Genomic DNA, 26,655 nt, shown 5'->3' with positions numbered 1-26,655 from the left:
TGGAACACACAAGTCTTTGACCGCCCTTCCCGACGCGCCTATTGCGTCGCCATGCAAACTTTCGATGTCCTTGTCGTAGGCGGCGGTCACGCCGGCTGTGAGGCGGCTGCTGTGGCCGCGAGGATGGGCGCGCGCGTTGCCCTCGTCAGCTTCGATCTCGGAAAGATCGGCGCGATGAGCTGCAATCCTGCGATAGGCGGGCTCGGCAAGGGGCACCTGGTCCGGGAAGTCGACGCATTCGACGGCCTCATCGCAAGGGCGGCAGACGCCGCGGCGATCCATTACCGCATGCTCAATCGATCCAAGGGCACGGCCGTGCAGGGGCCGCGCGTCCAGGCCGACCGCGAGCTTTTCCGGGCTGCGGTCCAACGGGAACTCGCGTCGCTTGGCAACCTCGAGCTGGTGGAGGGAGAGGCGGCATCGTTGATCCTCGCTGGCGGGCGAGTGACCGGCGTCACCTTGGCCGATGGGACCAGGGTGGGATCCCGGTCGGTGATCCTGTGCACCGGCACATTCCTCGGCGGCAAGCTCTTCCGCGGGGAAGAGCGTCTGGAAGGCGGACGCATCGGCGAGGGCGCCGCGCATCGTCTTGCCGCGCAGCTTCGCGATGCCGAATTGCCGCTGGCGCGCTTGAAAACCGGCACGCCGCCACGCCTCGACGGGCGAACGATCGACTGGGCCGCTCTCGAAGTGCAGCCGTCCGACAGCGAGCAGTGGACCATGTCCGCCGCGACCGAGGCACGGATCAATCCGGAAGTCTTTTGCGCCATCACGCGCACGAACGAGCGCGCGCACGACATTATTCGTGCCAATCTCGACCGTTCGCCCCTGTTCGGCGGAGACATTGCCGGGCAGGGGCCGCGCTACTGCCCTTCGATCGAGGACAAGATCCACCGCTTCGGGGACCGCGACGGACACCGGGTGTTCCTCGAACCCGAGGGGCTTCGCACCCATCTCGTTTATCCCAACGGGATCAGCACCTCGCTGCCGGTCGACGTGCAGCTCGGCATGCTGCGGGCGATGGACGGCCTGCAGGCGGTGGAGATGGTGGTGCCGGGCTATGCGGTCGAATACGATCATATCGATCCGCGCGCTCTCGATCGCTCGCTCGAGGTCAAAGCCCTGCCGGGCCTCTATTGTGCTGGTCAGATCAATGGCACGACGGGTTACGAGGAAGCGGCAGCGCAAGGCCTGGTGGCGGGGATGCATGCGGCGGCCGCGGTGCTCGATAAGGACGCGCCCGCGCTCGACAGGGCAAACAGCTACATGGCGGTGATGATCGACGATCTGACGCTGCAGGGGGTGAGCGAGCCGTACCGGATGCTCACATCGCGCGCCGAGTACCGCCTGCGTCTGCGGGCGAATAATGCGGTGACGAGGCTGTCGGGGATGGCCGGGCAATTCGGATGTCTTGGCGCCGAACGGCGCGCGTGGCTGGAGGGGCGTGAGGCCCGCTGTTCCACGTGGAACAATGCCTTGGACGCTCCGGTCTCCGCCAACGCGCTCTCCAAATCGGGTCTTAATGTCCGGGCGGATGGCGGTAGCAAGACGTTGCGCGAATGGCTGGGCCATGCGGATATAAGCTTGGGCGACCTAGCAGCATTTCTGCCTGAAGGTTTGCAACCTGACGACGCTGTAGGCGAGGAATTGGCGGAAGACGCGCTCTATGCGCCGTATCTGGCCCGCCAGGAGGCCGAACTTCGCGATCTTCGTGCGAATGAACACGTACCTCTTGCGCCGAATTTCCCTTATGCGTCCGTTGCCGGCTTGTCGTCTGAAATGGTCGAGCGGCTATCCGCTGCCGCGCCGTCCACGCTTGCTGCGGCAGGTCGCGTTCCCGGAGTGACTCCGGCCGCGCTTGCAGCGCTTCTCGTTCACGCACGCCGGGCGCAGGCCCGCGCCGCATGATTGGCAGTGAAGAGCAGGCCCGTGCCTACGTGGCGGATATCGGTGGCGACGGCGCCATGGCGAAGCTTGACCAATTTTCCGCCATGCTGCGGGCGGAGAACGAGGAACAGAACCTAGTCGCCCAAGCGAGCCTCGATAGCGTTTGGGTTCGCCATATCGCCGATAGCGCCCAGCTCGTTGTTCATGTTTCACGTGAAACATCCCCGTGGCTCGATCTGGGCACCGGCGCGGGTCTTCCCGGCCTCGTCGTGGCCATTCTCTGCCCCGCACGAGAAGTCATCCTCGTCGAGTCACGCCGCCGCCGGATCGACTGGCTGGAGCGTTGCATTACGGGACTGGGCCTCAAAAATTGCCGGGTGGAGGGGAAGCGCCTCGAGCTCGTGGATTCCTTCGAAACTGCGGTAATCTCCGCGCGCGCCTTCGCCCCGCTGCCCAAGCTGCTCGATTTATCCGCCCGTTTCTCCACAGCACGCACGGAGTGGGTCTTGCCGAAAGGCCGCTCTGCCGAGCAAGAATGGGCTGCGCTGAAGCCGAAGCGCCGCAAATTGTTCCACGTGGAACAATCTTTGACGGATGAAGAGGCGAAAATCCTCGTCGGGAAGGGAAGAGTCGCACCATGATCACCATTGCGGTCGCCAACCAGAAAGGCGGGGTGGGCAAGACCACCACCGCCATCAATATCGCGACGGCCATGGCGGCGACGGGCTGGAAGACACTGCTGGTAGATCTCGATCCGCAGGGCAACGCTTCGACCGGCGTCGGGATTTCCAGCGACCGGCGTACTTCCTCGAGCTACGAGTTGATTGTCGATCAGGCGCCGCTCGGCGAATGTATTTTCGACACCACGATCCCCGGCATGCAGGTCGTCCCCGCTACGGTCGACCTGAGTGCGGCGGAAGTCGAGCTCGTCGGTATCCAGGACCGTTCCTATCGCCTGCGGGATGCGCTGGCCGGGCATCGCGGCCACGATGTGTGCCTGATCGATTGCCCGCCATCGCTCGGCACGCTGACGCTGAATGCGCTGACCGCCGCTGACACCCTCCTGATCCCGCTACAATGCGAATTTTTTGCGCTCGAGGGGCTGAGCCAGCTGTTGCAGACGGTCGAGCAGGTGCAGCAGTCGCTCAACCCCAATCTCGGCATTATCGGGGTTGCGCTGACCATGTTCGACCGCCGCAATCGCCTGACCGACCAAGTCGCCGACGATGTGCGCGATTGTCTCGGCAATCTGGTGTTCGAGACGGTGATTCCGCGCAATGTGCGCCTGTCGGAAGCGCCGAGCCACGGGTTGCCCGCGCTCATCTACGACCATAACTGCCGGGGAAGCCGCGCCTACATGGCGCTGGCGCGCGAGTTGATCGGGCGCCTGCCGAAGGAAAGGAAAGCCGCATGAGCGAGGACACCGACAAGACCAAGCCGGCGCAGCGTCGCAAGCTCGGCCGGGGCCTCGGCGCCCTGATGGGCGAAGCCCGGCGCGAAGAACCGCTGGTGGTGTCGGCCGACAGATCGAGCGGTGAAGGCGAAAGCGACCTCAAGACCATCGCCGTGGCTTCCATCGAGCCGCATCCCGAACAGCCGCGCCGCTATTTCGACGAAGACGCGCTGGCCGAGCTTGCCGCTTCCATCGCGGCGCGCGGCGTTATCCAGCCGGTCATTGTCCGGCCCCTGAGTGGCGGTCGCTTCCAGCTGGTGGCCGGCGAGCGGCGCTGGCGCGCGGCACAAAAGGCGCGGTTGCACCAGATCCCTGCAATCGTACGCGATTTGGAAGAGCGCGATGTGATGGCCCTCGCGCTGATCGAGAATATCCAGCGTGAAGACCTCAATCCAATCGAAGAAGCGCAAGCTTATCAAAGGCTTGCCGAATATGAGGACATGACCCAGGCGGATATCGCCAAGTTGGTCGACAAGTCGCGCAGCCATGTCGCGAACCTCCAGCGCCTGCTGTCGCTGCCGCAGGAAGTGATCGATCACGTCGCGGAAGGGCGGCTATCGATGGGCCACGCCCGCGCGCTCGTGGGCCATGACGACGCGACCGAACTGGCCGAGACGGCCATCGCGAAGTCGCTCAACGTCCGCGAGCTGGAAAAGCTCGTTCGCGGCGGTCGACCGGCGAAATCGCGCAAGTCTGCGGCAGCGGCCGGGGCAAGCGAGGCCAACGCCGACATTCTCGCCGTGCAGCAGCATCTCGAGGATTTCCTAGGACTGTCGGTGAAGATCGCTGCCGACGCCGATCCGCGATCGGGTGCGGTGACGATCCGCTACCGCACGCTCGACCAGCTCGACCTGGTGTGCCAGCGCCTGACGGGCGAAACCGTTTAATTACAAAGAGATACGAAAAACCGCGCCGCACGAAAAGTTGCGCGGCGCGATTTTCTGGCGCTCGGTAAGTGGCCCCGCCTTACTTGCGGTAAGGGAGCCGCTTGGTCGGCTGGGTCTTGATTTCGACGCGCTTGGTCGGCTCCGGCGCGACTTCTTCGCGAACCGTTTCGTAGACCACGTCCTCCACCATCACCGTCTCTTCGATTTCTTCCTCGATGATGTCCTCGCCATATTCGACCCGGCCGAAGCGATAGGTTGTGATCGGGACCATGCGGGTCGCCATGTAGCCCTGGCAGCCGCACCCTGCGTAATAGCCCGAATGGCCATATCCATAAGCCGACTGGTAGCCGTAGCCGCCGTGACCGCCGGCCATGTAGCGGTCCAGATAGGCCTCGCATTCGTCGGCATAGCCGCCTTCCGCGCTATCGATGGCAGCACCCGCCGCAGCGCCGACGACACCGCCGACGACGGTGCCGATCCGCCGGTTGCCTTCGCCCGCGATCCGGTTGCCGGCAATCCCGCCAATCACGCCGCCGATGATGGCGCCTTCGATATTGCTGTCGCGGCCACGGCTGCGGCATTCATCGAGCCAGGCGTCGCGCGCGGCCGAATCGTAGTAGGGGCCGTCCCGATAGGCGGCAGGCCCGTCATAGGTGCCGGTCCATTCGCCCTGGTAGCGGTCGTCCTCGACCCACTCGCCCCGCCATTCGCCTTCGTAAGTGGCCTGCTCGGCACCGGGGAGCGGCGGCAGCGGGTCGTAATCCTGCGCGGCGGCGGGCGCTGCAGCGGCAAGGCCGGCAGCGGCAAGCGCGGCGGCGAGCGTGGGGTTGGTCATGCGTGGCTCCTCTCAGGCATTGCGGACGGGGAGCCACAGCGGCGCCGCAGCCCGATCCATTAACCCGAAACTTACCATCGCGATCCGCACGCAACCAAGGGTTTGCGCGGGCGTGCCCCGATTCGGAACGCTAGTGACGGAGCGACGTCAGTGCGAAATCGCCGGGGCGATGCGCTGCGCCAGCGCTTCTACGCCTACCCGATCTTCATCATCGAACCGCGCGAGAATGGGGCTGTCGAGGTCAATCACGGCGATGACCTCAACGTTTGCCACAACCGGGACCACCAGTTCCGACTTCGTCTCGCCATCGCAGGCGATGTGGCCGGGGAATGCTTCCACGTCGTCCACCAGTTGCGTGCGCCGCTCGGACACGGCCGTGCCGCAAACCCCGCTGCCAACGGCGATGCGGATGCAGGCCGGCTTGCCGACAAAGGGGCCTAGCACGAGTTCGCCGTCCACCATGCGGTAGAACCCGGCCCAGTTCAGGTCGGGCAGAAATTGCCACAACAGGGCGGCAATGTTGGCCATGTTGGCGACCGGGTCGCGCTCGCCATCGACCAGGGCACCGGCCGCGCTCAGCAAGTCGTCGTACAGGACCGCCTTGGGCTGGTCGGGATCGGGCTGGAAATCGAACATGGGTGCGACATAGGGCGGTGGCCCATTGCCGCAAGTCCCGCCCGGGTCTATTCCGCCAGGCATGAAGAAAAAGCTGCTGATCACCCTGCTCGTCATCGCCCTGATCCTCGCCGCGCTGTTCGTGTGGATCTGGCGCGGCGATCCGGCAGAGCTTTCGGTGGACGAGGTTTCGGGGACAGATCCGACCTTGGTCGAAGGCGATTCGCAGATGATCCCGACCGTCGCGATCGCGGAACCGGTGGGCTGGGCGGAGGCAGAATTGCCCGACGCGCCGACCGGGTACACCGTCAATCGCTTCGCCGAAGGGCTTGAGCATCCGCGCGTGCTCTACACCCTGCCCAATGGCGATGTGCTGGTGACCCTCACCCGCGCGCCGGCGGGCGAGGGCGGCGGCTTGATGGGCTGGATCGCCGACAAGCTGATGAGTCGCGCGGGGGCAGGCGGTGTATCGCCCGACCAGCTGGTGCTGCTGCGCGACGCGGACGGTGACGGCGTGGCGGAAGTGCGCACAGTGCTTCGTGACGATCTGGCGTCGCCTTCGGGCATCGCGTGGGAAGACGGCAAGCTGTGGATCGCCAACCACGATGCGCTGCTCGAATTCGATTACGCGCTGGGCGCGGCGAAAGTCACCGGCACGCCTCGCAAGCTGATGGACCTGCCCGCGGCGGGCAATCACTGGATGCGCAACATCGCCAAGGATCCGGACGAGCCGCTGCTGTACATCGCGGTCGGATCGGCCTCCAACATCGGCGAGAACGGACAGGAAGCCGAAGAGGGGCGGGCGATGATCTGGTCCTACGATCTCGACAAGAAGCGCCAGGCGCCGTGGGCGGTCGGCTTGCGGAATGCGAACGGCCTCGCCTTCGCGCCGTGGTCGGGCCGCTTGTGGACCACGGTGAACGAGCGCGACATGCTCGGCTCCGACCTCGTGCCCGATTACCTCACCGATGTGCCCTTCGGCGCGAATTACGGCTGGCCGTGGGTCTACTGGCGGTTCGAGCGCGACATGCGGGTCGACTGGCCGATGCCGCGCTTCCTTGAGGAATATGCCCGCAAGCCTGTATACGCCATGGGTCCGCACGTCGCGGCGCTGGGCCTTGCCTTCACGCCGGAAGGCCACCGGATGGGCCAGACCTTCGGCAGCGGCGCATTCGTGGCGCGGCACGGGTCGTGGAACCGCAAGCCGCCGTCGGGCTACGACGTGGTGTTCGTCGACTTCGACGAGCGCGGTCGCCCGGTCGGCACACCGCAGACGGTGCTAGGCGGCTTCCTGACCGGCGAGGGGACGACGCGCGGGCGACCGACCTGGGTCGCATTCGACAACACCGGTGCGCTCATCGTCAGCGACGATACGGCGGGCATCATCTGGCGCGTTATCAAGGAGGATGCGGAGCCGGCCCCCGCCATCGAGCGGTTGAATTACGGCCGCCTGCCGAGCCGCGCGACCGGTGCAAACCCGGCCGGCGCGAGTTTCGGCGAGGACTACGCCCGGACCAATTGACGGAAGCGGGGGCGTGGTGCCCCGCTCCGCAGCCTGCGGTCAGGCCACCAGCGCGTCGGCGTCGAGTTCGTATAGGAGCGTCGCGCCGGCCATCGCTGCCGCTTTCAGGCCGCGCGCTTCTGGCACGACGTGGTCGAGGATGTAGCGCGTGGTCACTGCCTTGCGCTTCGCAATCCCGGGCGCAAGGTCCGGCGCGGCCGCGGCCTGCTTCGTCATTTGCCACGCGGCAACCGCGACCGCGGCCATGGCCGTGAAGGGCACGCTGCCGGCCAGCCTGTCGTCAAGCGATGCGTCGTCCAGCATCCAGCGGCCGATCGCGGTGCAATCCTCTGCCAAGGCCTCCAGCGCCGGTTCCCCGGTGGCATCGCGGACGATCTCGCCCATCAGTGCTTCCAGCACGCCGCCATTCTCGAAGCCCAGCTTGCGCGTGACGAAATCCGCGGCCTGGATGCCGTTCGTGCCTTCGTAGATCGGCGCGATGCGCGCGTCGCGGTAATGCTGCGCGGCGCCGGTTTCCTCGACGAAGCCCATCCCGCCATGGACCTGCACGCCGAGGCTGGCGACATCAATGCCGCTATCGGTCGCCCAGGCCTTGAGCAACGGCACCAGCAATTCGCCGCGCGCCTTTGCATCGGCGTTGCCGAGCACGCCGCGATCGGTCTGGCCGGCGGTGTAGTAGAGCAGGGCACGCATCGCCTCGGTAAGGGCGCGCATGCGCAGCAGCATGCGGCGCACGTCGGGATGCTCGATGATGGCCACCGGCGACTTGTCGGGCGATCCGGCGCGCGCGCTCTGGATGCGGTCGCGGGCGTAATATTGCGCCTGCTGCAAGGCGCGCTCGGCGATTTCCACGCCTTGCGCGCCGACATTGATGCGCGCGTTGTTCATCATCGTGAACATGGCGGCAAGACCGCGGTTTTCCGCCCCGATCAGCTCGCCCACGCATTCGCCGTTGTCGCCGTAGCTCATGACGCAGGTCGGCGAGGCGTTGATGCCCAGCTTGTGCTCCAGGCTGACCGGCCGCAGGTCGTTGCGCGCGCCCAGCGAGCCATCGTCCTTCACATGGTACTTGGGCACGAGGAACAGCGAGATCCCGCGGCTTCCTTCCGGCGCATCGGGCGTGCGGGCGAGCACGAGGTGAATGATATTCTCCGCCAATTCGTGATCGCCCCAGGTGATGTAGATCTTCTGGCCCTGGATCGACCACTTGCCGGCATGCTCGCCATCCTCGATCGGCCTGGCGGTGGTGCGCAGCGCGCCGACATCGCTCCCGGCCTGCGGCTCGGTCAGGTTCATGGTGCCCGACCACTTGCCGCTGACGAGGTCGGGGAGGTATTTCGCCTTTTGCGAATCCGCCCCGTGCGCTTCAAGCGCCTCGATCGCGCCGACCGACAGCATCGGCAGCAGGTTGAAGGCCATGTTCGCGGTGCCGAGGTTCTCCAGCACATTGCACGAAAGGGTGAAGGGCAGGCCCTGCCCTCCATATTCCACCGGGCCCGAAATCGCATTCCAGCCCTGCTCGACATAGGAGCGGTATGCCTCGGCATAGCCGTCGGGCAGGCGGACCACGCCGTTTTCGAGCTTCGCGCCCTCGGTATCGCCGATCCGGTTGAGCGGGGCGAATTCCCCGGCGGCAAACTGGCCCACACCTTCGACGATGGCTTCGACGAGATCGCTTTCGGCCGCCGCGAAACGCTCCGCCTCGGCCAGCTCCTCGATCCCCGCATTCACCCGAATGGCGAGCAGCTGGTCCTGGGTGGGCGGGGTGAACGTATCCATCTTTGCGGTCCTTTAGTCGCGGTTTCCGGCGGAAATCCTTGGCTTCGGCGTGGTCCCGATATAGCGCGCGAGCCATGGCCGACAAGCACGCCGCTGCCGACGTTACGGAAACCGTGCCCGCCGACGCGGATGGCATCGCACGGGCGGCCCAAATCCTGCTCGACGCGGGAATCGCGGCCGTCCCGACGGAGACGGTTTACGGCCTCGCCGCCCGGGCCGACAGTGCCGATGCGGTTGCCGGCATCTATCGCGCCAAGGGCCGGCCCAGCTTCAACCCGCTGATCGTGCATGTCGCCTCGATGGAGCAGGCACGCAAGATCGCGGTTTTGGGCGAGCGGGCTGCGAAGCTGGCTGAGGAATTCTGGCCGGGGCCGCTGACGCTGGTGCTGCCGCTGCGCGAGGATGCCGGTATCGCGCCCGCCGTCACGGCCGGGCTGCCGACGATCGCCCTGCGCATGCCGGCCCATCCGGCAATGCGGCAGCTGCTGGAGGAGTGCGGCGTGCCACTCGCGGCGCCGTCCGCCAATCGCAGCGGTGCGGTCAGCCCGACGAGCGCGGCGCATGTCGGGGCGACGCTTGCGGGGAGGGTGCCGCTGGTGATCGATGGCGGCGCGACGTCGGCGGGCCTCGAATCGACGATAGTTGCGCTGCGCGACTCCGGCTGGTCGCTGCTTAGGCCAGGTCCGATAACGCTCCGCGCACTGACCGACCTGCTTGGCCCGGCCACACCGGTCGTCAGTGCCGAGGTGGAAGCGCCCGGGCAGCTCGCCAGCCACTACTCGCCGGGGAAACCCGTCCGACTGGACGCGGCGCAGGGCAAGGCGGACGAATTCCTGATCGGTTTCGGGCCGGTGGCGGGCGATGCGAGCCTGTCGGCCTCCGGAGACCTGGCGGAGGCCGCGGCCCGGCTGTACGCGCTGCTGCATCGTGCCGCCGCCTCGGACAAGTCGGCGGTGGCAGTGGCGCCCATTCCGGACAAGGGGATCGGCGCGGCGATCAACGATCGCTTGCGCCGGGCGGCCGCCGACCCCTCGTAAGGGCCGGCGGCATCCGGATCAGGCGTCGGGGGCTTCCGGAGCGTTCGGGCTTTCGGGAGCGTCGGACGCCTCGCCTGTTTCCGGCGTTTCGGTTGCAGCAGGGGCGGCTTCGGCGGCGCTGCGGCTTTCACCCGCCTCGCACCGCAGCGTACCCGAACCCATCGAGCTGACTTCGCACGTGGCGCTGCCGCGCACGGTGATGCTGCCCGAACCCATGATGCTGGCATCGACCTTGCCGTCGGACGCGAATTGCGCATCGCCCGATCCCATCACATTCACGTCGGCATTGCCGACCTCGAGGCCGGAAAGGTCGCTGTTGCCGCTACCCATAATCGACATTTCGAGCTCGTCCGCCGTGCCGGACGCCTTCAGCGATCCGGAACCGGCGATGTTGATTTCCAGTTTGGAGGCCGCGACCTTGGCCACGTCGACTCGGCCCGATCCTAGCACGTTGATCTCGGCCTCGCCGTCCAGCGATTCGCTGGTGATAGTGCCCGAGCCCGCCAGCACCAGTTCCTTGACCGACGGCAGCACGATCTTGACCGTGGCATTGTCGCCATCCTTCCAGTCGCCCTTGGCCCGACCGATCGCGATATTCTCGCCATCGAGGTTGAAGCGCATCCGGTCCTTCGCCGCATCGGTGCCCGAAACGGTGATCGCGAATTCAGCACCCTCCGTGATCGTGACGATGTCGGGGCCCATCAGCGCAACTTCGGTCGGCGCCGAGCCGGAGAGGTCGATTTCCGCCAGCGGCTTCCCGTCGAAGTCGCTGCCGTTTATGTTCATCTTGATATTGTCGCAGCCCGACACGCCTGCCGCGAAGGCCATCGCGACGACCGGCACGATCTTGCCGAAGAATTTTCCCATACGCATTGCCGCTCTCCTGTATTAACTGCATAACACAGTAAGGCGGTCGGGCTTTCATTGCAAGCGATCCGTCGACCAACGGCCGACCGCCGCGCACGAACGGACCTTCATCGGCAGACCGGGCTCCAACGAAAAGGGCCGCCCGTTGCGGGGCGGCCCTTCGATCCGGTTGGCGGAGGACTTACTCCTCGTCGCCGTTGTTGTAATACTGCGGCGCGTGTTCTTTCAGCACGTCCAGGATCTTGGCGAGCGCGGTCGGCTCGTCGGTCTTCTCCATCGCGGCCAGTTCGCGGGCGAGGCGGCTGGAGGCCGCTTCGAAGATCTGGCGTTCGGAATAGCTCTGCTCCGGCTGGTCTTCCGGGCGGAACAGGTCGCGCGTGACTTCGGCGATCAGGACGATCTCGCCCGAATTGATCTTCGCTTCGTATTCCTGGGCGCGGCGGCTCCACATCGTGCGCTTGACCTTGGGCTTGCCCTTCAGCGTGTCCATCGCTTCCTTCAGGGTCTTGTCGCTCGACAGCTTGCGCATGCCGATCGCTTCGACCTTGTTGGTGGGGACGCGCAGGGTCATGCGCTCTTTTTCGAACCGCAGGACGTAGAGTTCCAGCTGCATGCCGGCGATTTCTTCATTCTGAAGTTCGATCACACGGCCCACGCCGTGCTTGGGATAGACGACGTAGTCGCCGACATCGAAGGCATTGGCTGCCATAAGGTACCTTTCTGTGTCCGGCGCCCGTTGCAGCGTCAAATCCGGTGCCGAGGCCGACAGATCCCTGTCGACTTCACCAGCGAATTGTCCTGACTGTGGGGGCTGCCTTTCCGTACTCACGCGGCCGCGCGGCGGAAAACCGAGCGGCGTCGGCCTATTATATAACAGATTCGCAACAAAATTGCGAGTCGCTGAAATAGCTGCGGTCCGGCTGGCTATCCGGTTACTCTGCGGCGCGGTCCGCAGCGACCAGTTCCGCCCCGATCAGGAGCAGGTAGGCGGACAGGTAGAACCACGTCAGCAGCACGATTACGCCGCCCAGCGCGCCGAACGTGGCGTTGTAATTGCCGAAATTGGCGACATAGGCGCCGAACGCCGCGGTGAGCACAAGCCACCCGATGGCAAAAAAGACCGCGCCCGGCATCACTTCGCGCCACGTCGGCGTGACCCCGTGCGGCACCAGGCGATAAAGCGCCCCGCTGCCCAGGATCGCCCCGCCGAGCAGCACGGCATAGCCGAGATACTGGCCGATACCGTTCTCGATCGCGACCACGGCCGCAATCGTCACGGCCACCAGCACGATGCCGGACACGCCGGCGATAGTGATGCCGATGGCGACCAGCTGGCTTCTCAGGAACCCCCGCCGTTCGCCGGTCTCGAAGGCGATAGTCAGGCCCCGCGCCACGGCGCCGCCGGCGTTCCGCGTGCCGAACAGGGCGAGCGCCAGCGCTGCCAGCAGGCCCAGTCCGGCCTTGGCATCGTTGCTCTGCGTGACCGAACGCAATTGCCCCGCAATCAGATCGGCTGCGGATTGCGGGAGGTTATCCGCCAGCGCCCTGATGTGGTTCGCCACCGTGTCCGGATCGGCGAAAACGCCATAGGCGAGCACGCAGGCTGCGAGCATCGGCACGAGCGCGAGGAACGCGTAATAGGCGATGCCGGCGGCGATGATGCTGGCATCGTGGCGACCGGCACGATCGAAAGCGGCCTTGAAACGGGAAAACTGCATGGCCGCAGAAGCGGATGGCGTGCGGGGTTGTTCCCGCGCGCCTTCGCCGACCGCGATCAGGGCAGGCTCAGTCGCCTTCGCCGGGCTCTTCGGTGAAGTATTTCTCGAACTTGCCCTCTTCGCCCTTATGCTCGTCGGCATCCTCGGGCGGATCCTTCTTGGTGGTGATGTTCGGCCACTCGGCGGAGAGCTTCGTGTTGAGCTCCAGCCACTTTTCGAGATTGTCTTCGGTGTCGGGCAAGATCGCTTCGGCCGGGCATTCGGGTTCGCACACGCCGCAGTCGATGCATTCGCTGGGATTGATCACCAGCATGTTCTCGCCTTCGTAGAAGCAGTCCACCGGGCAGACTTCCACGCAATCGGTGTATTTGCATTTGATGCAGGCGTCGGTGACGACATAGGTCATTGTGCGTCTGGTCCCCTATCCGGCCCCCGTGCGGGGCCTTCGCCGCCTGATTGGCGAAGCGGGCGGCCAGCGTCAAGCACGCGGTAACATGCAGCAGCCTCGTCCTTCGGCCCGCGCCGCGCAGGCAGGGCGAGGAGCTCCACTACCATCACCTTGCCGGGAAGGGGCAGGGTGAGGACGTCGCCGGGGCATGCATGCCGCGAGGGATCGTTCACCCGCTCCCCGTTGCGGCGGATGTGCCCTTCGCACACCCAGTCGTGCGCACGGGTGCGCGACGGGGCGAGGCGGAGGAAATAGAGCAGCCGGTCGAGCCGCAGCCCGCTCGCCCGCCCGTCGCTCAACGCAGCAGGTCCGCCAGGCTATCGAACGCGCCGCTGCTGCGGGCGGGGCCGTGATCGGGCTTGCGCTCTGCGCCGCGGTCATTCGTGCGCGGCTTGCCTCGGCCCTGGCCCTTCTTGCCCCGCGGCGGTCGCTTGTCGTGCGCTTGCTGCCGCGGTCCATCCTGGCGATCCTTGCCGAGCGGGCGCCACTGGTAGAGGTGCGGGGCAGGCGGCCCGAAAGCGCCTTCGACGAGGTCGGTGCGCGGCTGGGCCTTGAAGCCGCCTTGGGAGAGCAGGCGCACCAGGCTGGCCTCGGTCAGGCCGATCGAAATGCCGAGCGCGTGATCGACCGCGAACTTGCGCGCCTTCGACTTGGTCCGCGCATCGTGCGCGCTGCGCAGGATCCGCTCGCCCATATCGATGCGGATCGCCTGCTTGCCGCAGGGCCGGTAGCCCGCGGGCGCCTTGCCATCGAGCGTGACGACGGATTCCATGCCGGGATTGAGCGGCCTGCTATCGAGGCCGAGCAGGCTCAGCATCGCGCGCGCGGCAGGCTTGAGCAAGGCGGGCACGAAGATGTCGAGCGCGCCGATATGCACGCCCAGCTTGCGCAGGACCTTGCGACGGTCTGCGGGCAAATGGGCGAGCCCGCCATCCTCGCGCCGGATCGTGCCGTTGCGGTCGATCAACGTGAGCAGCAGCGCGCGCGCCTCGCTCCCGGTTTCAGCGCTCTCGGCGGCTTCTTCCAGCAGGCGCAGGGGCGCGAGCGCCTGCAACTGCGTGTCGAGCCACATCTGCAGCGCCTCTGCCAACTCAGCACGCTTCGCCTCATCCAGCGGGGCGAGCTCTTTCGTCAGCACCAGTCGCGGCGCGCTGCGGTACTTGCCGGGTTCCAGCACGGCGATCGCCTGTCCGCCGCGGCGCACTTCGCCGCCTTCCAGCACCAGGTCGCCCAATTCCTCGTTCACCAGTTTCTCCGCTTTCAGCGCCAGCAGGCGCGGCATGTGTCTTTCGGCAGCCGCCAATAGCAGCTTGCGATCTTCCGCGCGCGCATTGCGATCGACCCGGAAGCGAAAACCGTCGAGCCGGCCGATCGCCTCGCCTTCGACCAGCACGTCGCCGGATTGCGCCAGCTCGACTTTCAGCAGCGCCGTGTCCTTGCCGATCGCTTTCATCAGCACCGATGTCCTGCGGTTGACGAAGCGTTCGGTCAAGCGGGCGTGCAGCGCATCCGACAGCCTTGCCTCCACCGCGCGGGCGCGGGCGGCCATCTCGTCGCGGGCCAGAACCCAGTCGGGTCGCTGGCAGATATAGGCCCAGCTGCGAATGGCGGCGATGCGTCCCTGCAGCGTGTCGATATCGCCCTGCGGCCGGTCGAGGTCTGCGATGCGTGCCGCCACGAAGTCGGCGCCGATGTAGCCACCGCGCAAATCCTGCCACAGCCGCGCGACGAAGCGGGCGTGCTGGTCGGCGCCCAGCTGGCGGAAATCCGGCAGCTGGCACGTCTCCCAGAAGCGCTGCACCGCGCCTGCCCCCTTGACGCCATCGGCAAGCGGATCGTCCGCCAGCTTGCGCAGGACGGCAAGGTCGATCGCTTCGGGGGCGGCTTTCAATTCGGGCCGATCCGGCTTCATCGACAGGTCGGCGATAAGCCGGGCGATGCTGTCGAAGCGCGGTTCCGGGTTGCGCCAGTACATGTGGGTCAGCGGGGCGAAGCGGTGTTCCTCGATGGCGAAGATCTCGTCCTCGGTGAACTCGCTTGCATGGCCGCCCGACAGCGTACCGAACGTGCCGTCCTTGTGATGGCGGCCCGCCCGGCCCGCGATCTGCGCCATTTCCGCCGGGGAAAGCCGCCGCTGCCGCACGCCGTCGAACTTGCCGAGCGAGGCGAAGGCGACATGGTTGACGTCGAGGTTCAGCCCCATTCCGATGGCGTCGGTGGCGACGATGTAGTCAACCTCGCCAGACTGGAACAATTCGACCTGGCGGTTGCGGGTCTCCGGGCTGAGCGCGCCCATCACCACCGCCGCGCCGCCGCGGTGCCGCCGCAGCGCCTCGGCCATGGCGTAAACCTGCTCCACGGAGAACGCGACGATGGCGCTGCGCGGCGGCAGGCGGGACAGCTTGCGCGGGCCGATGTGCGACAGGGTGGAAAAACGCGGCCGCTCCGAAATCTCGGCCTTGGGCACCAGCGCGCGGACCATCGGCTCCAGCGTGGCGGACCCGAGCAGCATCGTCTCCTCCCGCCCGCGCGCATGCAGGAAGCGATCGGTAAAGATATGCCCGCGCTCGCGATCGGCACCGATTTGCGCCTCGTCCAGCGCGATGAAAGCGGGGGCATGGGGGCCGGAGACGACCGGCATCGCCTCGGCCGTGCACAGGAACCACCGCGCCCCGGGCGGCTCGATCCGCTCCTCGCCCGTGATCAGCGCGACTTCCCTGTCGCCCTTGATCGCGCGGACCCGGTCGTAGACCTCGCGCGCCAGCAGCCGGAGGGGAAATCCGATCGCCCCGCTCGAATGGGCGCACAATCGCTCGATGGCGAGATGCGTCTTGCCGGTGTTGGTCGGGCCGAGCACCGCCTTGACCGTGGAGGGTCCGCCGCGTGCCATGGTGTCGGGAGGGAAATGCGCCACGCCCCGCTTGTAGGCGCGATGCGCGGGGTGCTGCAACCGGCGCGCATTTCGCCGCAGCCATGCGTCGGCTGGCCTTTTGTTAGCGCGGAATTAACTTTAAACGCACCAAATCTGTGCAATTGGGGTCGCGGATCGATCGAGGCGATATCTCGGAAGGGGCGGGATTACGGTGTTCTTCAGGCCGGGAAAGCGGGACGAGGCAATCGATATCGCCGGCGGCAGCGGCGCTGCTGCTGCGGGCAGTGCGCTCGTGCTTGTCCGCCGCCCGTCGCTGGCCGAACGCTACGATCACTGGCGCGAAGGCGTGTCTGCCAAACTCCGGGACTTGGATCTGGCACCCGACCTCGCCCGCGATATCGGCGGAGCGAAGTGGTGGCGCGGCGTCGCCACGATGGTCGGCCTAGGCGCGCTGGCGCTGGCAGGCTGGCCCGATTTCGCGCCGCTTTACGCCGCACCGCCGATGGATCTGACTGACGAAGCGCGCGACGAATTCCGCAGCCAGGTCATCATGCCGCTGGCGCTGGGCGCCGACAGCGGCCGCCGGATGGGCGCCTCGACCGCCGTCGCCTCGCTCGAAGCCGCGCCGGAACGCCCCTCGATCGACGTGGTGGCGACGCTGGCGCAAGGCGACAGTTTCGAACGCATGCTGCGCCGCGCAGGCGTGGGGCGGGAGGAAGCGCAGCAGGTCGCGGCACTGGTCGGCAGCTCGGTCGGCCTCGACGAGATCGAATCCGGCACGAAAGTCGATATCACTCTCGGCCGCCGCACCAGCGCCGGCCAGCCGCGCCCGCTCGACGCGCTGGAATTCCGCGCGCGGTTCGACCTGCGGCTGGTGCTTGCGCGCAAGGACGGGCAGCTCAGCGTGCGACCGGTGCCGATCCGGGTCGATTCGACCCCGCTGCGCATTCGCGGCACGGTCGGCGACAGTCTCTTCCGCTCCGCCCGCGCGGCCGGCGCGCCCGGCCCGGCGGTGCAGGCCTACCTGCGTACGCTGCAGACCCAGATCGACGCCGGCCGCATCGGTTCGGGCGACACGTTCGACATGGTAATCGATTACAAGCGCGCCGAAACGGGCGAGACCCAGACCGGCGAGCTCCTCTTCGCCGGGCTCTTCGGCGCCGACGGCAAGCCGCGCGCGCGGCTGATGCGCTGGGGCAGCGAGGGCCGTTTCTTCGAAGCTTCGGGCGTCGGCGAGCAGCGCGAAGGTCTCGTCGCCCCTGTATCGGGCCCGATCAGTTCCAATTACGGCATGCGCCGCCACCCGGTGCTCGGCTATCGCCGCATGCATGCGGGCATGGACTTCAAGGCGAGTTATGGCACGCCCATCGTCGCCGTGACCGATGCCACCGTGACGTCGGCCGGGCGCGCCGGGGGCTGCGGCAATGCGGTGCGGCTCGACCACGGCAACGGCCTGTCGACCCGATATTGCCACATGAGCCGGATGGCCGTCAGTCGCGGGCAGCGGGTCCGGCGCGGGCAGGTGATCGGCTATGTCGGCTCGACCGGCCTCTCCACCGGTCCGCACCTCCATTACGAAATGTACAGCGGCGGCCGCGCCATCAACCCGGCCAGCGTCCGCTTCGTCACCCGCGCGCAGTTGAGCGGCAGCGAGCTCGAGGCGTTCCGCAGCAAGCTGACGGGGCTGATGCGGATCGAGCCGGGCTCCGCGCTCGAAAGCCTCGCACCCGCCAAGCCCGCCGATGCTGTGCCGGTGCGCGAAATCGACCGGGTGCAGAAAGCCCGCGAGATCGGCTGACGCGCGCTTGTGCGCCTGTGCCGATTGCGGCAGGAACCCGCCAGGATGACCCGCAGCTTTCCCAACACCCGCCTCCGCCGCACGCGCGCCCATGGCTGGAGCCGCGCGATGGTGCGCGAGACGACCATGACCAGCGCCGACCTCATCTGGCCGCTGTTCGCCACCGAAGGGGGCGAGGAGCAGCCCGTCGCCAGCCTGCCCGGCGTCTCGCGCTGGCCGCTGGCCGAGCTTTCCAGGCGCGCGAAAGAGGCGGTGGAGCTCGGCATTCCGTGCATCGCCCTGTTCCCGAACACGGCATCGGAGACGCGCAGCGAGGACGGGGCGGAGGCCTACAACCCCGACAACCTGATGTGCCGCGCAATCAAGACCGTGCGTGACGCCTGCGGCGGCGATATCGGCATCCTGACCGACGTCGCGCTCGATCCCTATACCATCCACGGGCAGGACGGAGTGCTCGACCCGTCGGGCTACGTCGCAAACGACGATACGGTCGCCATCCTCGTCGACCAGGCGATCGTGCAGGCGGAAGCGGGGGCGGACATCGTCGCCCCGTCCGACATGATGGACGGACGCATTGGCGCCATCCGCGTGGCGCTGGAAATGGCGGGGCACCACAATGTCCAGATCATGAGCTACGCCGCCAAGTACGCGAGCGCATTCTACGGGCCGTTCCGCGATGCCGTTGGCAGCGGCGGGCTGCTGAAAGGCGACAAGAAAAGCTACCAGATGGACCCGGCCAACGGCGACGAGGCGATGCACGAAGTCGCGCTCGACATTGCCGAAGGCGCGGACAGCGTGATGGTGAAGCCCGGCCTCGCCTATCTCGACATCGTCTGGCGGGTGAAGCAGCGCTTCGAAGTGCCGGTGTTCGCTTACCAGGTGAGCGGTGAATATGCGCTGATCGAAGCCGGCGCGGCGGCCGGAGCGGGCGACCGCGACGCGCTGCTGATGGAAAAGCTGCTCAGCTTCAAGCGCGCCGGGGCGAGCGGCGTCCTGACCTATCACGCCCCGGTCGCGGCGCGCATTTTCAATGGCTGAACCGGCGAGCGATGCTTTCCGGCACGAGACCGAACGGCTGGTGCTGCGTGACTGGCGCGAGGGTGACTGGCCGCGTTTCTGGCAGCTGACCAACACGCCCGCAGTCATGCGCTGGCTCGGCGACGAAGCGGACGAGGCCACGAAAGCAGGCGCGCGGGAGCGGCTGGAAGGCTACCGGCGCGACCACGGCCACACGTTCTGGGTGCTCGAGCGCAAGGACGACGGCGGCCACCTGTCCGGAGAAATGCTCGGCTTTTGCGGCCTCAAGCGCTCGAATGTCGAAGGGGAGGCGGTTTTCGGCATGATGGAGGTCGGCTGGCGGCTGCGCGAGGATGCGTGGGGCCACGGCTACGCCAAGGAGGCCGCGATCGCATCGCTCGACCTCGGCTTCCATCGCTTCGGCGCGGAAGAGATCGTCGCCCTGACCGTGGACGGCAACACCGCCAGCTGGGGCCTGATGAGGCGATTGGGCATGACCCGGCGCGAGGATCTCGATTTCGAGGATCCGCGCTGGGGACCGCACCTCAACCCGTCGATCGTCTATTCCATCACGCGCGACGCTTGGCAGGGCCAAACGCGATGACCGGAAGGGCGCGGCTCCTCTTCGTGGTCACGATCCTGACGGGCAGCTTCCTGCTGTTCCTCGTCCAGCCGCTGGTCGCGCGCATGGCGCTGCCCCTGCTGGGCGGGGCGCCGGCCGTCTGGAACAGCGCGATGCTGGTTTACCAGGCCCTGCTGCTGGGCGGATATGCCTATGCCCATGCCCTGTCGCGGCTGGCGCTGCGCAAGCAGGCGATGGTGCATGTCGCGCTTCTCGGCCTCGCGGCGCTGACCCTGCCGATCGCGCTTGCCGACCTGCCGCCGCCCGCGCCGGGCTGGGAGCCGGTGTGGGTGCCGGGCTTGTTCCTCGCCACTATCGGCCCGCTGTTCTTCGTGGTCTCCGCACAGGCGCCGCTGATGCAGCGCTGGTATGCTGCCGATGCGGAGGCGGGCGATCCGTACTGGCTGTATGCCGCATCGAATATCGGCAGCTTTACCGGTCTCCTTGCCTATCCGATCCTGCTGGAGCCCTGGTTCCCCATCGCGCAGCATTCGATGCTGTGGGCGGCGGGCTACGGCCTGCTGGCGGTGCTGGTGGTGCTGGTCGCCCGCTCTCGCTGGAACGCGGCTCCCGCAACGGCGCAAGGCGCAGTGGCTCCGGAAGAAGGGGCGGGCGAAGCGCCGGGTGCGAAGACGATCCTGCTGTGGCTCGCGCTTGCCGCCGTGCCGTCGGGCCTGATGCTTTCGACCACCACGCACCTGACGACCGACATCGTCGCCATGCCGCTGCTGTGGGTCCTGCCGCTCGGGCTTTACCTGCTCAGCTTCACTTTCGCCTTTGCGGAGCGCAGCAGCCTTGCGAACACCTGCGTGCGGATCGCGCCGCTGACGCTGCTCCTTGCCGGATCGCTGGCGATGGTCAGCAACGGCCACGGCACGCTGTCCGTCGCGATCGCGACGCTGCTACTGATGTTCATCCTCGCCATCGCGCTGCACCGCCGGCTCTACTGGCTTCGCCCCGCGCCGGAGCGGTTGACGCTGTTCTATCTCGTGATGAGCGCGGGCGGCGCGCTGGGCGGGCTGTTTACCGCCCTTATCGCACCGGTCGCCTTCGACTGGGTGTGGGAGCATCCGATCCTGCTCCTCGCCGCCGCGGCGCTGCTGCCCATCGTGCCTTTCTTCGACTGGATGGGGCGGCTGCGCATTGCTCAGGACCGCCGCCGCACGGCCATTCTCGCGGTGATCCTGGTAGCGGCGATCGTCGGCGTGTGCATGATCCTGGCACTGCAGCGCGGGCACGACAACCTAGTGCTTCTCGGCACGGTGGGCATGGCACTCTGCGGCATCCTGGTGATGGAGCGGCGCTGGGCGCTGCTGCTGGTCTTCGCCGGGCTGATGATCGCGCGCGGCGGGTTCGACACGATCGAGACCAGCGTCGCGGGTCTGCGCGAACGCAGCTATTTCGGCATCTACACGCTCAAGGATAATCCGGCGGAGGGCACGCGATCGCTCCTCCACGGCACGACCATCCACGGGCTGCAATATACCGATCCGGAACGGCGTAATAAGCCGACCAGCTACTACGGCCCGTCATCGGGCGTCGGCCTCGTGCTGTCGGCGGCGCCGCAGATCGTCGGCGGGGATGCGGCGGTGGGGGTTGTCGGGCTCGGCACCGGGACACTCGCCTGCTACGCGCGGCCGGGGCAGGACTGGACCTTCTTCGAGATCGATCCGGTGGTCGCCGAATACTCGCGCGACGGGACGTTCACTTTCCTGCGCGATTGCACGCCGGATGCCTCGATCCGCATCGGCGATGCGCGGCTGGTGCTGGAAGACCTGCCGCCGGCCAGCTTCGACGTGCTGGTGATCGACGCCTTTAGTTCGGACGCCATCCCGCTCCACCTGCTGACCACCGAGGCGCTGGAAATCTACGAACGCGCGCTGAAGCCCGGCGGGATCGTGCTGTTCCACATCTCCAACCGCTATATCGACCTGCAGCCGGTTTTCGCCGCCCATGCCGAGGAACAGGGCTGGGGCGCGCTGCTGCGCGACGGGCGCGGCTCCGGCAGCGACGGCACGACATCGTCGTTCTGGATCGCCGCGGCCCGCACGCCCGAACCGATGGCGAGGATGCTCCAGGCCCATCCGCAGAAGCAGTGGGTCAGCCTGCCCAAGCCGGCCAGCCGCCCGTGGACGGACGATCACGCCTCCATCCTGCCTTTCATCATGTGGCGGAATGTGCTCGGTAGGTAGGATGACAGCACCCCAGCCCGGCACCCGCATCATCCCCATTCACGGCAAGAGCCCGCGCATCCACGACAGCGCGTTCATCGCGCCCGGCACCACGATCATCGGCGATGTCGAGATCGGGGTGGACAGTTCGGTCTGGTACAATTGCGTGCTGCGCGCCGATGTCAGCCGCATCGTGATCGGCGCGCGCACCAATGTGCAGGACGGCAGCGTGCTGCATTGCGACCCGGAACGTCCGGGCGATCCTGATGGTTCGCCGCTGCTGATCGGCGACGACGTTCTGATCGGCCATATGGCGATGATTCACGGATGCCGGATCGAGGATCGCGGTTTCGTGGGGCTGGGCGCCATCGCCATGAACAAGGCGGTGATCGGCAGCGATGCCATGCTGGCCGCTGGCGCGATGCTGACCGAAGGCAAAGTCATGGGCGCGCGCGAACTGTGGGGCGGCCGCCCGGCCCGCAAGATGCGCGACCTGGACGATGCGGCCATAGCCGGCATGCGCATCGGCGTTGCGCATTATGCCGAGAATGCAAAGGCGCACCGCAAGGCGATCGACGCCGCCGGATAAGTTGCGCAAGGCGACTTTGCTGCCCGCTCAGTCGCGGACGAGCGCGCGCAAGGCCTCGATCCGGTCAGCTTCGTGCACCGGCTTGTCCCAGCGGATGCGATGGATGCGCGGGAAGCGCATGGCGAGGCCGGACTTGTGGCGCTTGCTCTCGTGCACGCTGTCGAAGGCGACTTCGAACACCAGGCTCTTGTTGGTTTCGCGCACCGGGCCGAAACGGTTGGTGGTGTTCTGCCTTACATGCCGGTCGAGCTTCTTCAGCTCGTCGTCGGTGAAGCCGGAATAGGCCTTGCCCACCGGCAACAACTCCGCGCCCGCATCGGGATCGCCGTCCCAGCAGCCGAACGTGTAATCGGAAAAGAAGCTCGATCGTTTGCCGCTGCCGCGCTGGGCGTACATCAGCACGCAATCGATCAGCAGCGGGTCGCGCTTCCACTTGTACCACAGGCCGGTGCGGCGCCCGGCGACGTAGGGGCTGTCGCGGCGCTTCAGCATCAGCCCTTCGATCGCATCGTCGCGCGTGCCCTCGCGGATTTTTGCCAGCGCGTCGAAATTCTCCGCTTCGACGATGCGGGAGATATCGAAATGCGTGCCGGGCAGGCGCGCCATGAAACTCTCGAGCCGGGCGCGGCGCTGCTCCCAACCCTTTTTGCGCAAGTCCTCGCCATCCAGGATCAGCGCGTCGTACAAGCGCACGAAGGCGGGGCTTTCGCGCAGCATCTTCTTGCTGACCGTCTTGCGCCCCAGACGCTGCTGGAGCGCGTTGAAGCTAGCCGCGCCGCCTTCCGCACCGCCTTGCGTGTCTCCCCGCACCAGCAATTCCCCGTCGAGCACGGCCGGGATCGCCAGGGCATCGACCATTTCCGGGAAAGTCGCGGAAATATCGTCGCCGCTGCGCGAATAGACCCGCGTTTCGCCGCCCGCGTGGACCAGTTGCACGCGAATGCCGTCCCATTTCCACTCCGCGGCATAGTCGGCCAGGTCGACGACCGTCTCTTCCAGCGGATGGGCGAGCATGAAGGGTCGGAAGGTCGGCAGGTTGGCGATGTCGGGCGGATCCGCGCCATCGGCGGCCCAGGCGAACAGCTCCGCATAGGGCGGCTGCAGCCCGTGCCAGTACTCCTCGACATCCTCCACTGATACGTCGAACGCCTGCGCGAAGGCGACCTTGCCGAGACGCGAGGACACGCCGATCCGCATTGCCCCCGTGGCAAGCTTGAGCAGGGCATAGCGGCCCGAGATATCGAGCCGGTCGAGCAGCTTGGGCAGCTCGGCCATCACGTTGGCGCGCGTCATCTTGCCAAGCAAATCAACGGTTTCGCCTACCGACGGTGGCTTCGTGCCGTCATGCGCCGGCGCGGGCCACAGCAGGCTCGCCGTCTCTGCCGTATCGCCCACGAAATCGCGGCTGAGCGTCCACAGGACCGGATCGACCCGCTCCTTCATCACGTTGCGGATGGTGCTCGATTTGACCGCGGGGAAGTCCAGCCCGTCGGTCAGCGCGGTCAGTGCCCAGCCGCGATCGGGATCGGGCGTGGCGCGTAAATATTCCGCGATCAGGCGCAACTTCTCGTTACGGCTGCGGGTATAGACCAGCCGATCGATCAGGGCGGCGAACTCTTCCACCGGTCAGGCGCCTCCCTCAATCGTCTTCATCTTCGTAGCCGACCAGCGCCAGGGCCCGGGCGCGGCGCTGGTGCAGCTGGTGCCAGCGCAGCAGCGCTTCCTCGCGCCCGTGGGTGATCCAGCTTTCGACCGGATCGACTTCCTGGATCGTGCGGGTGAGTTCGTTCCAGTCGGCATGGTCGGAGATGACCAGCGGCAGCTCCACGTTGCGCTGGCGCGCCCGCTGGCGGACCATCATCCAGCCGCTCGCCATGGCGGTAACGGGATCGGGCAGGCGGCGGCTCCAGCGGTCGTTGAGCGCGGATGGCGGGCACACGATCACGTGGCCGCGCATCGCGTCCTTGTCCGCATCGCTCACCAGCTTCAGGTCGCCGAGTGCGACCCCGTGCTCCTCGTAAAGGCGGCACATCCGTTCCATCGCGCCGTGGAGGTAGATGGTCCGGTCATGGCCCGCGGCGCGCAGTTCGGCGATCACGCGCTGCGCCTTGCCCAGCGCATAGGCGCCCACGAGCACGCAGCGATCGGTATTTTCCTCCAGCGCCGCCAGGATCTTGCCGATTTCCTGCTCCACCGGCGGATGGGTGAACAGCGGCAGACCGAAAGTCGCCTCGGTGATAAGGATGTCGCACGGGGTGACTTCGAAAGGCGGGCAAGTGGGGTCGGCGCGGCGCTTGTAGTCGCCGGTGCAGATCACGCGTTCGCCCGCATGCTCGAGCAGGATCTGCGCGCTACCGAGGACGTGGCCGGCGGGGATGTAGGTCGCATCGACCCCGCCTTTCAGCCGGATCGTCTCGCCGTATTCGACCGGCACGGCCCGGTGCGGGATTTCCCCCGCATCGTCTTGTGCCCCGGTGCGATAGCGCAATTCCATGATCGCTAGCGTTTCGGGCGTGGCGACGGTCTCGCCATGCCCGCCGCGCGCGTGGTCGGCATGGCCGTGGGTGACCAGCGCGTGCGGTACCGCCTTCGACGGGTCGATCCACGTGTCCGCCGGGACCACGTGGATGCCCCACGGCTCGGGCCGGATCCAGGAGAACGGTGCTGCCATCTCCCGGACAAGCGGGCGGTGGCAGCGTTGGTTCCTGTCAGCCGCCGCGGCGCATGCCGCGCTGCTCCATCATCCAGGTCTGCCATTCGTCGATGGCCGGGCTGAAGCGCAGCACCTTGTTCATCGGATCGAGCACGTAATGCATCGTGTCGGAGCCGAGCGAAATGCTGCCGGTGCCGCCCGTCATAGGGACGGTTTCCAGCCGGCCGTCGAAGCGCACTTCGACCGGCATCGGGAAGGGCTCGCCGCTTTCCCGCTCCCACGCCAATTCCAGCAAGCTGCCGTTGCGCGTCGCGGTGAGTACGGGAAGGGCGGCTTCGCGCAAATAGGCATCGAAGAACCAGTCGAGATCTCGTCCGCTTTCCTCTTCCGCGATCCGCTGGAAATCGTCCGTGTCGGCGAACTGCGGCACGAAATTGCCCGGGCGCGGGTCGGGGCGGCCATAGACGATGCGGCGGATGGTGGTGAAGAACGCCTCGTCGCCGATGAGCTGGCGCAGCGTATGCGCCATCTGGCTGCCCTTGCCATAGATGTCGCGGCCCCAGCCGGCTTCCTCGTCGAGGTAATGTGCGCTGGTAATCGGCTCTGCCGGCACGACCGGCGAGCGGTTGAGCAGGCCCTGCCGCTGGGTGACGAGCGCCGCGTGGTAGGCTGCCTCGCCATCGCGCCACTGCAGGAACAGGGGCTGCATGTAGGTGCCCAGCCCTTCGTGCAGCCACATATGGTTGGGCGCGGTGTTGGTCAGCTGGTTGGCGAACCATTCGTGGCTGAATTCGTGCTGCGCCAGCCAGTCGTACCCCTGCGGAGACGGCTTGAACTCGTTGCCGTAGGCGTTGATCGTCTGGTGCTCCATGCCGAGATGCGGCGTTTCGGCCAGGCCCACCTTCTCGTCGGCAAAGGGGTAGGGGCCGATCATCTCCTCGAAGAAATCGAGGTAGCTCTTCATTTCCTCCAGCAATTCCGCAGCATCCTCGCTGTGGCCGGGCAGGTGCCAGAACTTGAGCGGGATCGTGTTGCCGAAGCGGCTGGCATATTCGGTGCTGGCCAGTTCGTAAGGCCCGATATTGAGCGCGACGGCATAGGTGTTCGGGCTGCGGGTGGACCAGTTCCAGCTCGTCCAGCCGTCCTCGGTCGAGCTGCCCACCAGCTTGCCGTTGCCCGCCGCGGTCAGGCCTTCGGGCACCACGATGGTGCTGTCGAGCCGGCCTATTTCCTTGATCGGGTGGTCGATGCACGGCCAGAAGAGGTCGCAGCCGTTCATCTGCACCGCCGTGGCGATCCACGGAGCGCCTTCGGGGGTTTCGCTCCAAACGAAGCCGCCGTCCCACGGTGCGCGGCGCGCGACATGCGGCGCGCCGTTCCAGGCGATGGCGACTTTCGCGGTCTGGCCGGCGCGCAGGGTGCGGCCGAGGTCGATGGACAGGAACCCGCCATCGTTGGTCCAGCGCGCCGGGCGGCCGTTCACCGTGACCGAGGTGATGGCGAAACGGGGGTCGAGGTCGAATTCGGCGCGCTGCAACGGCGCGGTCGCCTTGACCGTGTAATCGGCAGTCCCGTCGATGGTGCGGGTTGCCGGGTCGACTTTCAGCGTCAGGTCGAGATGCGGCAGCTCGGTTGCGGCCTGCGCTGCGGTGAGCGCGAAACCGCTGGCCGAGGTCCGCTCCGCCAGCGGGGGTGCCTGCAATTCGGCGGGCGCATCCTGCGCTGCGGCAGGCAGGATCGTGGCCGGCAAGGCGGCGGCGGCCAGGAGGGCCGGCAAAAGGACGTGGCGCAAGAAAAATCTCCCCCGAAAACGAATTCGGGGGAGACCTTAATGCTGCTGCCGATCCGGCGCAAACCGCGCTCGACGAGCGTCGCTCTGCGCCGG

Annotated in this window: 23 protein-coding genes; 11 read left to right on the top strand and 12 right to left on the bottom strand. The window is 66.8% G+C overall.

What is annotated here, in order from left to right:
- The first annotated feature begins 51 nt into the window (after positions 1 to 51).
- The 4 genes from mnmG to VCJ71_RS09610 are packed head-to-tail and all read left to right on the top strand — an operon-like array spanning position 52 to position 4,227.
- Positions 52 to 1,908 (top strand): tRNA uridine-5-carboxymethylaminomethyl(34) synthesis enzyme MnmG, encoded by a 1,857-nt coding sequence (gene mnmG, locus VCJ71_RS09625; protein WP_324640744.1) that lies wholly within the window; start codon positions 52 to 54, stop codon positions 1,906 to 1,908.
- A complete protein-coding gene (gene rsmG, locus VCJ71_RS09620; RefSeq protein WP_324640743.1) occupies positions 1,905 to 2,528 on the top strand; it encodes a 16S rRNA (guanine(527)-N(7))-methyltransferase RsmG in 624 nt (207 codons plus the stop codon). The genes mnmG and rsmG overlap by 4 nt, the downstream gene beginning before the upstream one ends.
- Positions 2,525 to 3,301: a ParA family protein gene (locus VCJ71_RS09615; protein WP_290136438.1), complete on the top strand. Its 777-nt coding sequence runs from the start codon at positions 2,525 to 2,527 to the stop codon at positions 3,299 to 3,301. The genes rsmG and VCJ71_RS09615 overlap by 4 nt, the downstream gene beginning before the upstream one ends.
- Positions 3,298 to 4,227: a ParB/RepB/Spo0J family partition protein gene (locus VCJ71_RS09610; protein WP_324640742.1), complete on the top strand. Its 930-nt coding sequence runs from the start codon at positions 3,298 to 3,300 to the stop codon at positions 4,225 to 4,227. Before VCJ71_RS09615 ends, VCJ71_RS09610 begins: the two co-directional genes overlap by 4 nt.
- Before the next feature lie 79 nt (positions 4,228 to 4,306).
- Here VCJ71_RS09610 and VCJ71_RS09605 read toward each other — a convergent pair whose 3' ends face one another.
- Positions 4,307 to 5,062, bottom strand: coding sequence for a glycine zipper 2TM domain-containing protein (locus VCJ71_RS09605; protein ID WP_324640741.1), 756 nt, complete (start codon positions 5,060 to 5,062; stop codon positions 4,307 to 4,309).
- Positions 5,063 to 5,209: 147 nt separating this feature from the next.
- Entirely contained in the window at positions 5,210 to 5,698 is a 489-nt protein-coding gene (locus VCJ71_RS09600; protein WP_324640740.1) for a GAF domain-containing protein, read from the bottom strand.
- Positions 5,699 to 5,759: 61 nt separating this feature from the next.
- On the opposite strand from VCJ71_RS09600, the gene VCJ71_RS09595 reads away from it, so the two are divergent.
- On the top strand, positions 5,760 to 7,199 hold the full coding sequence (locus VCJ71_RS09595) for a PQQ-dependent sugar dehydrogenase (RefSeq protein WP_324640739.1): 1,440 nt from the start codon (positions 5,760 to 5,762) through the stop codon (positions 7,197 to 7,199).
- A 39-nt stretch (positions 7,200 to 7,238) separates the two neighbouring features.
- Here the strand turns inward: VCJ71_RS09595 and VCJ71_RS09590 are convergent, their stop codons facing one another.
- A complete protein-coding gene (locus VCJ71_RS09590) occupies positions 7,239 to 8,978 on the bottom strand; it encodes an acyl-CoA dehydrogenase (protein WP_324640738.1) in 1,740 nt (579 codons plus the stop codon).
- Between the two features lie 74 nt (positions 8,979 to 9,052).
- Here VCJ71_RS09590 and VCJ71_RS09585 point away from each other — a divergent pair, with 74 nt between their 5' ends.
- A complete protein-coding gene (locus VCJ71_RS09585) occupies positions 9,053 to 10,015 on the top strand; it encodes an L-threonylcarbamoyladenylate synthase (protein WP_324640737.1) in 963 nt (320 codons plus the stop codon).
- A gap of 18 nt (positions 10,016 to 10,033) precedes the next feature.
- On the opposite strand, the gene VCJ71_RS09580 is transcribed toward VCJ71_RS09585, so the two are convergent.
- The 6 genes from VCJ71_RS09580 to VCJ71_RS09555 form a co-directional block, all read right to left on the bottom strand.
- Positions 10,034 to 10,888: a head GIN domain-containing protein gene (locus tag VCJ71_RS09580; RefSeq protein ID WP_324640736.1), complete on the bottom strand. Its 855-nt coding sequence runs from the start codon at positions 10,886 to 10,888 to the stop codon at positions 10,034 to 10,036.
- A gap of 175 nt (positions 10,889 to 11,063) precedes the next feature.
- Positions 11,064 to 11,591, bottom strand: a complete 528-nt coding sequence (locus tag VCJ71_RS09575; RefSeq protein ID WP_324640735.1) for a CarD family transcriptional regulator — start codon at positions 11,589 to 11,591, stop codon at positions 11,064 to 11,066.
- Positions 11,592 to 11,814: 223 nt separating this feature from the next.
- The gene (locus VCJ71_RS09570) at positions 11,815 to 12,600 is read right to left on the bottom strand and encodes a YihY/virulence factor BrkB family protein (RefSeq protein ID WP_324640734.1); all 786 of its coding nucleotides are present in this window, start codon (positions 12,598 to 12,600) and stop codon (positions 11,815 to 11,817) included.
- A 67-nt stretch (positions 12,601 to 12,667) separates the two neighbouring features.
- Positions 12,668 to 13,006, bottom strand: a complete 339-nt coding sequence (gene fdxA / locus VCJ71_RS09565) for a ferredoxin FdxA (protein ID WP_324640733.1) — start codon at positions 13,004 to 13,006, stop codon at positions 12,668 to 12,670.
- Positions 13,003 to 13,347, bottom strand: a complete 345-nt coding sequence (locus tag VCJ71_RS09560) for a S4 domain-containing protein (RefSeq protein WP_324640732.1) — start codon at positions 13,345 to 13,347, stop codon at positions 13,003 to 13,005. Before VCJ71_RS09560 ends, fdxA begins: the two co-directional genes overlap by 4 nt.
- Entirely contained in the window at positions 13,344 to 15,938 is a 2,595-nt protein-coding gene (locus VCJ71_RS09555; RefSeq protein WP_324640924.1) for a helicase-related protein, read from the bottom strand. Before VCJ71_RS09555 ends, VCJ71_RS09560 begins: the two co-directional genes overlap by 4 nt.
- A gap of 193 nt (positions 15,939 to 16,131) precedes the next feature.
- Between VCJ71_RS09555 and VCJ71_RS09550 the strand changes: the two genes are divergently transcribed.
- The 5 genes from VCJ71_RS09550 to VCJ71_RS09530 are packed head-to-tail and all read left to right on the top strand — an operon-like array spanning position 16,132 to position 22,117.
- Positions 16,132 to 17,718: a M23 family metallopeptidase gene (locus VCJ71_RS09550; RefSeq protein ID WP_324640731.1), complete on the top strand. Its 1,587-nt coding sequence runs from the start codon at positions 16,132 to 16,134 to the stop codon at positions 17,716 to 17,718.
- 45 nt (positions 17,719 to 17,763) lie between these two features.
- Positions 17,764 to 18,756, top strand: coding sequence for a porphobilinogen synthase (gene hemB, locus VCJ71_RS09545; RefSeq protein ID WP_324640730.1), 993 nt, complete (start codon positions 17,764 to 17,766; stop codon positions 18,754 to 18,756).
- Entirely contained in the window at positions 18,749 to 19,339 is a 591-nt protein-coding gene (locus VCJ71_RS09540) for a GNAT family N-acetyltransferase (RefSeq protein WP_324640729.1), read from the top strand. Before hemB ends, VCJ71_RS09540 begins: the two co-directional genes overlap by 8 nt.
- Complete coding sequence (locus VCJ71_RS09535; RefSeq protein WP_324640728.1) at positions 19,336 to 21,549, top strand: spermidine synthase; 2,214 nt, start codon at positions 19,336 to 19,338, stop codon at positions 21,547 to 21,549. The genes VCJ71_RS09540 and VCJ71_RS09535 overlap by 4 nt, the downstream gene beginning before the upstream one ends.
- A gap of 1 nt (position 21,550) precedes the next feature.
- Complete coding sequence (locus VCJ71_RS09530) at positions 21,551 to 22,117, top strand: gamma carbonic anhydrase family protein (RefSeq protein WP_324640727.1); 567 nt, start codon at positions 21,551 to 21,553, stop codon at positions 22,115 to 22,117.
- Positions 22,118 to 22,144: 27 nt separating this feature from the next.
- Here VCJ71_RS09530 and VCJ71_RS09525 read toward each other — a convergent pair whose 3' ends face one another.
- Genes VCJ71_RS09525 through VCJ71_RS09515 form a run of 3 tightly spaced genes read right to left on the bottom strand, consistent with a single transcriptional unit; the run spans position 22,145 to position 26,562 of the window.
- The gene (locus tag VCJ71_RS09525) at positions 22,145 to 23,740 is read right to left on the bottom strand and encodes a cisplatin damage response ATP-dependent DNA ligase (protein ID WP_324640726.1); all 1,596 of its coding nucleotides are present in this window, start codon (positions 23,738 to 23,740) and stop codon (positions 22,145 to 22,147) included.
- Positions 23,741 to 23,756: 16 nt separating this feature from the next.
- A complete protein-coding gene (locus VCJ71_RS09520) occupies positions 23,757 to 24,788 on the bottom strand; it encodes a ligase-associated DNA damage response exonuclease (protein ID WP_324640725.1) in 1,032 nt (343 codons plus the stop codon).
- 37 nt (positions 24,789 to 24,825) lie between these two features.
- Entirely contained in the window at positions 24,826 to 26,562 is a 1,737-nt protein-coding gene (locus VCJ71_RS09515) for a M1 family metallopeptidase (protein WP_324640724.1), read from the bottom strand.
- Positions 26,563 to 26,655 lie beyond the last annotated feature (93 nt).

The organism is Pseudoblastomonas aquimaris, from assembly GCF_035481675.1.
In the GTDB taxonomy this organism is placed as follows: Bacteria; Pseudomonadota; Alphaproteobacteria; order Sphingomonadales; family Sphingomonadaceae; genus Alteriqipengyuania_B.
This window is presented reverse-complemented; position numbering and strand designations above follow the sequence as displayed.